The sequence below is a fragment of the Desulfitobacterium elongatum genome (assembly GCF_055378975.1).
Genome location: NZ_AP038772.1, coordinates 297,090 through 309,575, shown reverse-complemented (window position 1 = coordinate 309,575; position 12,486 = coordinate 297,090). Strand labels below are relative to the sequence as shown.

10 protein-coding genes and 1 riboswitch are annotated in these 12,486 nt (G+C 40.0%); of the genes, 3 read left to right on the top strand and 7 right to left on the bottom strand.

The features are described 5' to 3' along the window. Nucleotides 1-10: 10 nt before the first annotated feature. The gene (locus ACZ42W_RS01395) at nucleotides 11-262 is read left to right on the top strand and encodes a putative Se/S carrier protein (RefSeq protein ID WP_464167857.1); all 252 of its coding nucleotides are present in this window, start codon (nucleotides 11-13) and stop codon (nucleotides 260-262) included. 266 nt (nucleotides 263-528) lie between these two features. After that, the gene (locus tag ACZ42W_RS01390; RefSeq protein WP_464167855.1) at nucleotides 529-1,047 is read left to right on the top strand and encodes a hypothetical protein; all 519 of its coding nucleotides are present in this window, start codon (nucleotides 529-531) and stop codon (nucleotides 1,045-1,047) included. Nucleotides 1,048-1,200: 153 nt separating this feature from the next. Here the strand turns inward: ACZ42W_RS01390 and ACZ42W_RS01385 are convergent, their stop codons facing one another. The 7 genes from ACZ42W_RS01385 to ACZ42W_RS01355 all read right to left on the bottom strand — a co-directional run bounded on the left by ACZ42W_RS01385 (nucleotide 1,201) and on the right by ACZ42W_RS01355 (nucleotide 10,556). Next, complete coding sequence (locus ACZ42W_RS01385) at nucleotides 1,201-3,156, bottom strand: oxidoreductase (RefSeq protein ID WP_464167853.1); 1,956 nt, start codon at nucleotides 3,154-3,156, stop codon at nucleotides 1,201-1,203. A gap of 347 nt (nucleotides 3,157-3,503) precedes the next feature. Further along, nucleotides 3,504-4,442: a DUF2935 domain-containing protein gene (locus tag ACZ42W_RS01380; protein ID WP_464167851.1), complete on the bottom strand. Its 939-nt coding sequence runs from the start codon at nucleotides 4,440-4,442 to the stop codon at nucleotides 3,504-3,506. A gap of 252 nt (nucleotides 4,443-4,694) precedes the next feature. Next, nucleotides 4,695-5,846 (bottom strand): methyl-accepting chemotaxis protein, encoded by a 1,152-nt coding sequence (locus tag ACZ42W_RS01375; protein ID WP_464167849.1) that lies wholly within the window; start codon nucleotides 5,844-5,846, stop codon nucleotides 4,695-4,697. Between the two features lie 20 nt (nucleotides 5,847-5,866). Beyond that, complete coding sequence (locus ACZ42W_RS01370) at nucleotides 5,867-6,298, bottom strand: chemotaxis protein CheW (protein WP_464167847.1); 432 nt, start codon at nucleotides 6,296-6,298, stop codon at nucleotides 5,867-5,869. A 124-nt stretch (nucleotides 6,299-6,422) separates the two neighbouring features. Further along, nucleotides 6,423-6,508, bottom strand: a riboswitch (cyclic di-GMP riboswitch). A 453-nt stretch (nucleotides 6,509-6,961) separates the two neighbouring features. Beyond that, nucleotides 6,962-7,597 carry an FMN-dependent NADH-azoreductase gene (locus ACZ42W_RS01365; protein WP_464167845.1) on the bottom strand — a complete coding sequence of 212 codons (636 nt, stop codon included), beginning with the start codon at nucleotides 7,595-7,597 and terminating at the stop codon, nucleotides 6,962-6,964. Nucleotides 7,598-7,874: 277 nt separating this feature from the next. Beyond that, the gene (locus ACZ42W_RS01360) at nucleotides 7,875-8,462 is read right to left on the bottom strand and encodes an RNA polymerase sigma factor (protein ID WP_464167843.1); all 588 of its coding nucleotides are present in this window, start codon (nucleotides 8,460-8,462) and stop codon (nucleotides 7,875-7,877) included. A gap of 582 nt (nucleotides 8,463-9,044) precedes the next feature. Then, nucleotides 9,045-10,556 (bottom strand): PucR family transcriptional regulator, encoded by a 1,512-nt coding sequence (locus tag ACZ42W_RS01355; protein ID WP_464167841.1) that lies wholly within the window; start codon nucleotides 10,554-10,556, stop codon nucleotides 9,045-9,047. 198 nt (nucleotides 10,557-10,754) lie between these two features. On the opposite strand from ACZ42W_RS01355, the gene ACZ42W_RS01350 reads away from it, so the two are divergent. Beyond that, on the top strand, nucleotides 10,755-11,516 hold the full coding sequence (locus tag ACZ42W_RS01350; RefSeq protein WP_464167839.1) for an SDR family NAD(P)-dependent oxidoreductase: 762 nt from the start codon (nucleotides 10,755-10,757) through the stop codon (nucleotides 11,514-11,516). Nucleotides 11,517-12,486: the final 970 nt, after the last annotated feature.

The following is a 12,486-nucleotide window of genomic DNA, read 5'->3' as shown; positions in this document are numbered from 1 at the left end:
GCTGGCTTTCGTGTCATATATTCTTACTTTCCCTAACACTCATATGTCCATCTTTGCCGAAAAGGCGCTGTTGCAGGCTGGATATCCAGCAGGGGTGATGCCCTTGCCGTCCAGCATCAAGGCCGGATGCGGCATCGCGCTTCGAGTAGACGATTATATTGCCTCAATGACGCTCTTGAAGGAGAATAACATCGATGTCTCAGCTGTCTACCAAGTATCGGCAAATGTACAAGGTACAGTCTACAGCGAAGTAGTGCTATGAATACGCTTAACCAATAGTAAAGGACGTCCATAAATGGCGTCCTTTACTATTAGAACTATACTCTCGTGCTACTCGTAAACCACTGGTTTCCGAGCGAGTTGTTGATCCTTGGTCCTTCACCCAACTTCACAAGTAAGACAGGTACTTTTGATTGTTGAGAATTTTCATTAGAGTGATAATTAAATAGTTGTCGAAAGAGCAGGAAATGAATAGTTTGAAGCGAAATTCTAAAAATAAACTTGCCATATTAAAGGAGTGAATTTACTTTGCTGAAGAAAATCCTCATAGCTCTGGCATTTCTCGTCGTCATCGCTTCAATTGGCTGTTCTTCTGGAAGTGGAACTTCAAATCAAACATTAACTGTCGAAGATTTAGCCAAGAAGGAAAATTACGCCATAGGGGAATTTAACAAGGATTACCGTTTGGCTCCCAAGAATAAACAAAGCGTCACGGCGAATATGTCCATAAATCTTACGAGCATTAAATTCGAAAAAGAAAAGGCCTTAAGTGAAACGACTCTTCATAATGTAATCACCATCACCAATGCAGGCTCTTTAGATGATACAAAGAAAATTGCGAGTGAGGCACTCTTTTTCGAACTATATAATGAAAAGGGTAGGAAGATTGCTCCTGAAATTAAAATATACGTTATTGGTACCGGAGACGGAAAGAGTGAGATTATTATTCACTCAGAAAAAATGGTCCTTACAATGTTCAAATTTCTGGCTATTGGGCCAGTAGCGGATGCCAATGAAAAGGAATTACTGTTTGAGATACATCCTTGATGACGTTAGGCCCATTTGAAGCCTACTCATCACCAGAACATATAAAAAACCAGGGGTAGCCACTCATCAGGTTACCCCTATTATGTATGCACTTTATATCTAAAAGTCCCAATCCTAACTTTCATCTTATGAATTGATGGAAACAGAAGAATCTTATATTCTTTTTGCCGCGAAAAATGCCATATGGTTGGCATCATATAAATTTTTGCCGCCTGCGCAATCTCCTGCCAGTAGGACTCCCTGAGCATACTTTGAACAAAGCTGTGTGCCCAGCGACGTAGAAGGCTTGACACCTAGGGCGATGATAGTGGTATCGCAGGGTATTAGGGAGTGTTCTCCTGTTATGCCCTCTACAAATATGCCGTTTTCACTGAAGCTCATTATTTTTCGTTCACCCAAAAGCGTAATATTATACTCTGCTACATGAGAGAGCAGGTCTATACGTGGAAGAAACGGAATATCCCTGCAAAGTCGATTTGCAGGCAGCATATCCACTATAGTAACTTTCTTGCCTTGCATCGCTAGCGAAAGCGCGCATTCGACTCCAGCCACCCCGCCGCCACATACCACTACTTGCTCGCCTACACCTTCCTGGTTCCTTTCTACCTCAGAGAGCATTTTTACATTCTTGCCATCCACACCTGGAATATCTGGAATAAGATAATTTGAGCCCGTGGCAACGATAACAGCATCCGGATTCTCCATTTCTACCATTTCGGCAGTAACTTCAGTATTCAGAATTACTTTTGCACCACATTCCATGGTCGTCTGGCTATCCCAATCCAGATACTTTTTCATATACGTTTTGAACACAGGAGCCGCTGCATCAATTAGGAGACCTCCCAACCGGTTGCTCCGCTCAAATAGTGTAACCTCATGACCCTGCTGTCTTAGAGTTTGTGCTGCCATCATTCCAGCAGGCCCACCCCCAATTACCATTACACGCTTTTTAGCGGCAGGATAGGGAATAGCCCGTTCCATACTTTCAAAACCCAAAGCAGGATTTACTGTACAGTGAATTGCCTGCCCTAAAGCAGAGTTGTCTATGCAGCCGCGATGGCAGCGCAGGCATGGACGGACCTTAGTGCTTTGACCTGCAGCAGATTTTTTCAAAGCCTCAAAATCCGCAAGATGAGTCCGTGCCATTGCAACAATGTCTGCCTTACCTGAGGATATAATTTCCTCCGCTTCTTCGAGAGAGGTAATATTACCCACCACTGCTACAGGGACATGAAGTTCTCTTTTGGCTAAGGCAGCATATTCGACATTGAGCATTCTTGGTTTCATATATGTTGGTAGTGTGTAAATTGCGGAACGGTTATATATTATTCCTCGTGATATATGGATGATGTCGACATATTGCTGAGCTTCCTTCATAAACTCAAGCGATTCTTCAAATTCTAGCCCGCCGTCTGCCTCCTCACAGGCAGAGACACGAACTTCAATACAGAGCTCTGAACCTACTCTTTCTCTGACAGCTTTTAAGACCTCCAGGGGATAACGTCTCCTATTTTCAGGACTTCCGCCATACCCATCCGTTCGTTTATTGCTCAGTGGCGACAGGAACTGACCCAGTAGATTGTTGTGGGCACAATGAATCATTACCATGCCGAAACCTGCCCGTCTGCACCTGTCAGCACATTCTGAAAAACGCGCTTTGACATCCTCCATATCTTCCATGTCCATTTCTTTAAGATTCGATGTACAGCCTGAGAATGGAAGGGCAGACGGAGCGAGTGCCTGCTTTGTAATCAGATGATCCTTAGCGCCACGGCCTGCATGTGAGATTTCCACAGATAAAACGGCACCGCTATAAGAGGCTGCTTCGGCAAGCCTTGTCATTCCTGGTAGACAGCGCTCTGATGTAATATTCAACTCAGCCATGAAAGCCCCACCACGCTCATGGTCTACCTGGGTGTCACCTATAGTTACGTAAGCTACACCTGTCTCTGCTTGTCGGCGGATAAAATCCACCATGGCATCGGTTACATCCCCATCCATAGTACATTGATTGCAGACCATAGGAGAGAAGGCCAAACGATTTCTTAAAGTCAGCTTCCCAATGTTTAACGGCTTAAATAGATGGGGATATAATGTATTTTCCTTCATATTGTGCACCTCTTGCATTTATTACTACATTTATTAGACTCTTATAAATTAATCCAAAATACTTAGTTCAATTTTCTTGGGGATCTCCAGTTGTTTAAGCGCCCTTATTTACTTTTTAACAATGTTCTTCAAGTTGTCGGAATATCCTTCATATTTTTTCCAGTATTAGAAAACCAAATAACCAAAATCCCTTTTAACATAGCTTATACCCTTGTGAAAATGTTTCTTTTAATAAGCCCCTAGCCAGGTTACTCCTAAAAATAGAGCTAGGCACTTCAAGCCTAGCTCTTACTTTTTTATGTTACTTCCAGTCCTTTAAATCACTTATCCATAGAAATTACATTGTGCTATAACTGTAACTCTCGTTTTGATCTGTTTAATATTCTCAAATAATGGTTAGCTTCTCTTAATACATGATCTGCTAAGAGGGGAATAATTATTGATTTAATTTTGCAGATGAGTAACCCTTCTGTACCCGCTGCTTTAAAGTCCCTAAGCGCACGGGTTGCCGTGATAGTTTCCCGTGTTAGCTGGCTAAGAGTTTTTGTACCTTCTACTCTTCCCTGTGCTATATCCTCCAGTTTATTAAACTGGCCAGCAAAGTTATTTGCCTGAAGAATTAAGCCAGACTCAGTAGGGTCAAGTAAATGGCTAATAAACTCAGCGTGCTCAGCCATTTGCCTATTCCAAAACTTTTCCTCTTCCAGAGCTTCCTGAGCAAAATTAACGACCATGCGCTGTTGCAAGCGTTCTAATTGATGAATATAGAGTAGCGCTTCTCTCCGGATATGAATTAATAATAAAGGGAAATTGAAAGTGAACAATTTACATTGCAGCATCCCATCAAGTATATTGGTCTTAAATTGAACCAAAGTACTAGCTAAACCAATTGCTTTCTGATTTAAGACAGCGACTTGGGCCTCTAGGTGTGATTGGTTAATCCCTGCATTGGGGCACAGTCTGAGTTCTTCTGTCGTAATAATTGATTCGATGCTAATACCGGAAAGCTCCTCGGTAATTTGTTCTGCCCGTAGAGTTTTATCTGTTATCCATTCCCCGGAGTTTAATGTTTCCTCGCTAACTACCCCATTAGCTAAGATTAAAGCCTCTTGTAAGACTTCGGCAAATTTACACTTAAACATATCTGCCTGTTGCGCAAATGCGGCATCTTTTGCTACAAAACCAGCTTCCAGAAATATTGAGTGTTCCTTCATAATCCGCCCAAAAAAGAGGTGTAGTTCTAGTGATTCCCGGACAAAATCTCCTGGTTGTAACAGTGCGTTCAAACAAATCCCTCCTCGATGCTTCTTATGCTAAGTCGCATCATTGTATGAATCCAATTAATCCCACCACCTCAAAATGTTAAGAATCTCATGCGGTTGGATTCCTATCAGTAATCGACGTTCTGAATAACGATTTATTGCTTTTGACAGGAAGAAGGAAAAACTGCACCTCCTCTTGTCAGACATAAATACTTTATCACATGTCTAACATTTGGGGTGCAGTTCAGAAGGGTGAGGGCTGTCCAAAGTTATCGACTATAATTGCTTAGCAATACTGTTTAACTCTTCAGCCATCGAAGTTATTTCTTCTATGCTCGCTGTTATCTCTTCTGTAGCGGCCGCTTGTTCCTGACTTGAATGTAAGGAACTTTCGCTCTTTTCACTTACTATTGTTACGTTAGCTTTAATACTATCTGTTAGCTTCTTGATTTTAGGAACTGTGCTCTTTGACTGTTCGGAGAGTTTTCGGATTTCTTCTGCAACAACCCCAAAACCTCTACCAGCTTCACCAGCCCTAGCGGCTTCAATAGCAGCGTTCAACCCAAGCATTTTTGTTTCATCCGCAATTTCCTTAATAAATACTGACACTTCATTAATTTCATCTGAAAGACTAGTTATTCCTTTGATATCTTTATTAAGTTCCTGCTCATTTGTATGTATTTGTGTTGCTGAGGCGGCTAATTGCTCTAAAGCAGCAGAAATTCCAGAGAGACCGTTATCTAGATTTTCGGACATATCACGCAACTGAGCTGCTGTCTTTTTTGGTATAACCATCCCAAAAGTAGCCACAACTTCATTTTCATTGTCTTCATCAAATAATGGATAACTTGCAACAAAAAGCGGTATCCCATACCTACTGGCATCAACCTCTGCTACTGTCATTTGCTTGGTTTTAATGGCTTTAAATGCATTATCGTCTTCTTTCAATTCGTCCCCAATTTGGTTAACTGGCAAATCAAATACTTTAGAAGACTGTCTATGGATATACTTCTGCAAGTCAGTCATATACAATAGAACACCTTCTGGAAACATCTCTGCCAGAATTGGGGCAAAATGATCAAATGCAGCATCAATAGGATGCAAAAGTGGATAATAAGTAGAAAAAGCTCCTATAGCATCTCCAGATTCATCAACTATAGGAATGGAGGTTACTAAAAACCTCATTCCAAATAAAGATCTCGGGACTTTCTCTGTTATTATCTTTTTTTGAGAAGCCGCTCTGCAAGCACTGGTTTCACTCCTAACCCTTGAACCCACACTTAAAACATCAATATCAAAAACATCAGAAGCATTTTTCCAAATTACTTTATCTCCTTCAGTAATCATATACATGGGTCTATTATGTACTGCCTTTGCTTGTACTTCAGCAAACATTTTTAAAGCATTCGATTCATTTACAGAAAGCATAATGCCAACTCTCTTTCATATTAAATTAGAATCTCATTTTTTAATTCTAAAGCATTCAATAATAGGATTAACCGTTGATTGATTTTAGCAATTCCATAGATACTATTTGCTCCAATGGTGGCAATCTCTGTGCTAAGCGTTTCAATTGCTTGTTCGTTAATTTTTACTACCTCAGAAACATCGTCAACAATAATTCCTAAATTGATTCCTTCTAATTCAAGTATAAGAAGCCTATGATCAATACCATTCCCCGATTGCGCAAAGCAGAATTTTTTCTTAAGATCAATGACCGGTATTACTTTACCTCGTAAATTAATAACTCCTTCCATGAAAGCAGATGTATTGGGTATTTTGGTGATTTTTGGTATCCGGACTATTTCCTTTGTGCAGAAAATATCAATACCATATTCTTGTTCCCCTAAGGTAAAAATAACAAATTGATTAATACCCAAAGATATACCTCCTACTCTATTTTTTTATAGGCCTCAATAACGGAATTTTTGTTGTTTTTCAAACCACCATTGTTCCCACTTGGCAATAAAAAAGTCGCTCTAATAAAGAGTGACAAAAATTGGTTTCGGTAACCTGGCAACCATCAGCATAACCTGGAAGGCCCAATAGCTTTGCGTCCTTGGCTTTAGCCAAGTTTGCCTTTGTCACATATATCGATTATAAAATCCGAAAATATAAGAATTTGTATAATATTTCTACATCAAGGATTATAATCCTTCATAAATATCAAAATTGTTTAATGAAGCATGGTGACAATTACTAACTAAAGTGTTAGTAATATTTAATAAAGGTAGTAGATTAAACTTATGACTTTATAAGTTTATGTGAATAAGAAGGATGGCAATTTTAATATAGGTTTAGTAGGAACAAAGTTAGTCCACTATGTATCAACTCTAAAATGGTGTTGCCTTATTGCTGAAAACTTTGTCTGCTGATTTGTCAGACAAGGTACGAAAAATACCGGATATTTAGGGTGCTTAATAAGAAAAATGGTTTACTCCACATAAATAAACAAAACCCGCAAATCCAGTGATATCACTGCTTTGCGGGTTTTCCCAATTTCTTATTTGGTCGGAGCGACACGATTTGAACATGCGGACCCTTTAGAACCTTTTAGCAACCTCTTGAGCCTTAGCGATTGCATTGGCTTTTATTTCTTCCGCTTTATCAGGTGTTGCATTTGCACCTTCTACAATAATAGATTCCTTATCGGTAATTCCAATAAAAGAGAGTATCGTATTGATATATTTATCTCCCATTTCAAGCCCAACAGCAGGGCCACTGGAGTATACCCCTCCTCTAGCTTGGATGTGAACAGCTTTTTTATCAGTTAGTAATCCAACGGGTCCATTCTCTGTATATTTAAATGTCTTACCTGCAATACAAATGTTATCGATGTAAGCTTTCATCTTTGGAGGTACTGTGAAATTCCAAAATGGGGTAACAAATATATACTTATCCGCGGCTAAAAACTGCTCTAATAAAGCATTCATTGCAGATATTTTCTTCTGCTCAACTGGAGTTAATCCGTCAAATGAACTACCCTTTGCAAATTTATCCCATGCGCTAAATACATCTTCATCAATTAAGGGAATATCCATTTTGTATAGGTCTAAATTGATAATCTCGTCATTGGGATTAGCGTTTTTGTATTCCTCAATAAAGGTACTTCCTACTGATAAACTGAGGGACTGTTCCTGGGATTTTGGATTTGCTGTAATATACAATACTTTTGACATTGCTGTATTCTCCTTTTCATTGTTGAACATCTTTTTAATAAAATTGAACATTTTCACCCTACCTTTAAATAAATTGCAATCTAATAACCGTTGAATAGTTCTATAGTTAGGTGGCGCCAACCTTACTTTCATAGATTAAGACGAAACTGATTCGAAAAAGATAGTGATCGAGTCAGAATAAAAAGGCCCATTGAGATAAAATTAAAATAGAAAATCTGGGTAAGGTAAGAAGGAATATTTCCACAGTAGGAGTTTTGTTTAATTTACGTTTAAAATTTTACTCAATCCCGGTTGGGCTTAATTTAAAGGAACCCATATTTTCATAGCCGTTTCCATCAGCTAACGACTTACGAAGCATCGTACGGGCCTTGTGCAAACGCCACTTCACCAGTTCAACCGATATATTTAAAATTTCAGCTACCTCTTTGGTGGAGCACCCACTGATTTCCCTGAGTGTATAGACTTCACGTTGTTGGACAGGGAGTTGAGAGATTGCTTTAAAGAGGATTTTCTTCATTGCTGTTTTTTGACACTTCTGATCGGGGTCTTGGCTTACTGCAGTATTAACTTCGATTTCTTCAGTTGGATTTTCCTTACGCACACAAGTTTTACGCTGATAATCGATCGTGGTATTAACAGCTATACGATATAGCCATGTCGAGATTTTGGACTGACCATTAAACGATTGCCTCGACTGAAACGCTTTTAAAAATGTTTCTTGGGTTAAATCTTGCGCGGTATGATAATCACCTGTCATTCCGTATATTAAGTTGATGATTTTAGTTTCATTCTCATTAATAATCTGTTCAAGCGAAAACTCATTTTCAAGATCGTCAGGGCCATATATATTTTCTCTGATATGCATCTGTAAATCCTCCTTACTGAAGTAAATTGCACATGAACTAGACAAATTACACCAATGAAAGTTAGTTATTAAGTCCCATTAAAATATCTTGCTTCATCATCAAATTTCTGAACTCCTAAGTAGCGCCAATCAAACTTCATATATTAGGACGGATAATAGTTAAAAAAGATAGTGGATAAGGTCAATTGAATTACGGCAAAATTTTCAAGATCAGGTGAACATGTAATTTCATCGTCCAACTACCGTATAACCCCATATTTTACTCTAATAAATTTATTTGTAAATATTATGGTTTGAAGGACTGAACGGGAATTTTCTTCTGAACAGCAAAAAAAGCCTTGAGAATGTACAACTTATGTACCTCAAGGCTTTCACCATTTATTTTCTCAAAATTGGTGGGTTTGAAAACGTGTTTCCTTACTCTCTTTATGGTTGTGGGGAATTTACTTTCTTTTCAGACTTCTTATTTTCTTTTTTAGTTTTAGAACTTTTATCTCCCATTATAAATTCCTCCAATACTAGTTTAACTTCAGTATTCCAAAATATTTAATCTCTATACTAACTAAATAGAGATCATTTAAGTCAATGCCGATTATCCGCATAATACAACCGTAAGCACAAGCCTAGGCTGAAGCGCGCATCAGGGTCAGCCAGATCGTCATCCAATAATGATATTAACCGCTCGAGCCGGGACAGGAACGAATTTCGGCTAATGAACAAGCGAGCGGCTGCGCGGGAGTCGTTCCGTCCCTCATCCAGCCAGATGCGTAAAGTTTCCACATAGTCCACGGACGAGGTTTTGTTATATTCTATAACTCGCTGAAATCCGGGCGAAAACAGCAACTTTGCCGGCAATCCTCCAGTACAGTTGGCCAAGACATAACTATCCCAACAGTCGGTGAATGTCCTCACCCTCGAAGCGCCCGGGCTGGCAAACTTAATAGCGGCCTTACCTTCCTGATAATATTCCTTCAACTCAGTAAGATCGCAAAAACTGTCGCTGGCACCGGCAACGAAATCCATTTTCCCCAACCACGAGCTTACCTGCTGGTAAAAGTCCGTATTGCCCCAGCCGGCCTTTGTCTCATTGATAACCCCAATCAGAAAACCTTCATGGATAAAGGCAATCACCGCCGGTACCTCCACCTGGAAGCGACGCCGCAGATAAGCTCCATATTTCGTTAGATCCAGTGGCAGTTGGATGACTAGGCAGCGATAACTGTCCTTCGGCCCAGAATCTAATGCAGCCTCCAGTCTGGCAATTTCTCCTTCTTTGGTGGTGAGGCCAGAGAGCAAAGAGTATAGCAGTTTCATAAAAGATTTGTCTCCAACCTCAGAGGGGCGCAGCAACAGGGTCTTTACATAAGAACATAGTATCTCGAGCAGCTGCCGGTCATGATCCTGCAGTTCATGTTCGGTTGGATGTATACTTAACGCCCCAATATTTATTTTCCCATCAAAAATGTCTATAAAATAAAGCTCAAAAGAATCATCAAGCTTTTTTAGATTCTTTAAATCAAGCTTATAGCGATTGGCAGCAATTTTTTTACTCGCCGCTTTCAATACCGGAAGCGTGGTTTCTTGAGTAAATAACTGAAGCATTAAGCTATCGTCATTGATACGTTTTCCCCGGCTTGATGCAGCCAGGAGATTGATATTTTCGTCGGTAAGGCATAACAGGTTTTCTAGAACTAATGAACTGACATCCAGCAATTCTTGCAGGGTGCCATTTTTCTCCACTATCTTCACTAATTTATCTTCCCATTCCTGATACAACGAGAAAATATTTTGTACCTTATTATGTACTGTGACCAAGGGGATAGACGGGTCAATAACTATCAATCCGCATCCGCTTTTATTATAGTATTCGGGTGGTGAGCCGTTGCAGCAAATAATGCAGCACTCTTCAGTTTCCAGCCTTTCCGAGGGTAGGTTATCCGCTGTTGAGATATAGGTATGGTTCTTTTTTATGGCCATAGGATACTCGTATAGCAATGGCAGAGAAAGCTGTCCCAAGCCATGTTTGGCTGGTCTGCTCCGAATATTCCACATCTTAGATAATTGAAAAACAAGTATTTCAAATGTAGTCCGCATGCTCTCTTCTCCCTTTAATAATTTTTATTAATATTATAATCTTTCTCCCTACATTTTTATAGGATAATCGTTCTTAAAAACTCTAATTCCAGAGATACCTCAAATTTTGCTTTTGTCTTTATAATTTATATAGGTTAAATCTTTCAATCAGATTGTTTGATCAAATAAAATTTACTTAATAAGAAAGGTGGTCTGATTATGGGTATTCTGGAAGGAAGGACAGCGCTAGTGGTCGGAGCCAGTTCCGGCGTGGGTTATGGCTGCGCGTTGCGCTTTGCTGAGGAGGGTGCCAATGTACTGGCTTGCGCCAGGAGGCTGGAAAAATTGGAGAAGCTGGTCAAGGAAGCTGAGGGTATGGACGGCAAAATCGTACCAATGACCTGCGATATCTCCAAGCAGGAAGACCTGGACAAAGTGGTGGAAAAAACCATCGCAGAATTTGGCAAGGTAGAGATCTTAGCCTGCATTGCTCAGGGGGGAATGGACCATCCTACCAATCTACTCGACGCCAAACCTGAGCTTGCCCTCGAGAGCTATTTTACCGGCCCTCTCTATACCATGCTTTTAATGCAAAAATGCTTTCCCTACATGAAAGAGCAGAATTATGGGCGTATTATTACCTGTGCCTCCGGTTCCGCTGTTTCGGGCACGCCCGGTTTTGCCGGTTATGCTATGGCCAAGGGGGCAGTAATGTCACTGACCCGTTTTGCTGCCAAGGAATGGGGAAGATACGGCATTACTACCAACTGTTTTTTGCCGGTAATTAAGGCCGATGGTTTCGATACCAGTCCCCAGGGCCAGGCGGCGGCTGAACAGATAAAAAAGATAAGCCCGGTGGGTTATTTCGGAGACGCCTATAAGGATTGCAGCCCTATAGTCGCTTTTATGGCGAGCGAGGGCTCCCATTACATGAATGGGCAGTTTATCAGCATCTGCGGTGGCATCTCAATTATTGCTTAATAAGGTAAACACCCATCCTACTATCATCGAGCAGACGAAATGTTGTACTGCGCGGACTGAGGTGCAAAACTCTATTTCTGTACCTGCAACCATTTCAGCGAGAATAAAGACCATCTCGTCTGCTCCAATTACAAGAGCAACGCGGGGATTTGTCCGGAATACGCTATCTCTAAACATGGGTTAAATGGAATCATTTCGGCATAATAGGGGGGCCTTTCCCCCATTTTCAAAAACAAATGCGCAAAATGCCTCTCCCTTTCGCGTATTTGTTTATATTGCGTAAAAGTAAGACCCCCGTATGAAAAAGATCCCGTGAAACTCTCGTCCAGGGAACATAAAGCACACTGCAATATTCTAATAAAAACCGCTGAACCGCTTGATATCAGGCTGTTTCCGCTCTATCAACACCACTGTATCAACATGTATCTTGGCTGTAAAGTGATACTGATGTGCGGAATTAACGCTATTGCGTACAGGTTCGACCCCCTAGATTTAAATGAACCCAAAAAGTTAGACAAAATTTATTAGGCAACCATATTGGAATGAGTTAGATATTCAATCGGGCTCATTCCTTTTAGTTTGGTTTTAATTCTACGGTAATAATTGTATGAGAGTACTATACCAATCCATCGTTTTTTCAATTAGCCTTTACGAAACAAACTTTTACTCAAATTAGATTTCATAATATAATATAATATATAGATAATGATACGAGGAGATTTATGATGCAGAAATTTCTTTATTGGATAGCCACAATACTTCAAATTCTTTTCTTGGTTGTAGCTTATGGAATCCAAATATTCTCTATAAAAAAGATGGGGATGATGAGATACGTTGTATCGATCAATCATAAATGGGAAGAGTTATATTCCATACATAGATTGCAATATATCATAATTGGGATCTTAACCTTATTAGCTATCATTTTTATTATGAAAATTATAAAGATGAAAAAAGACGGTTCTGTTTT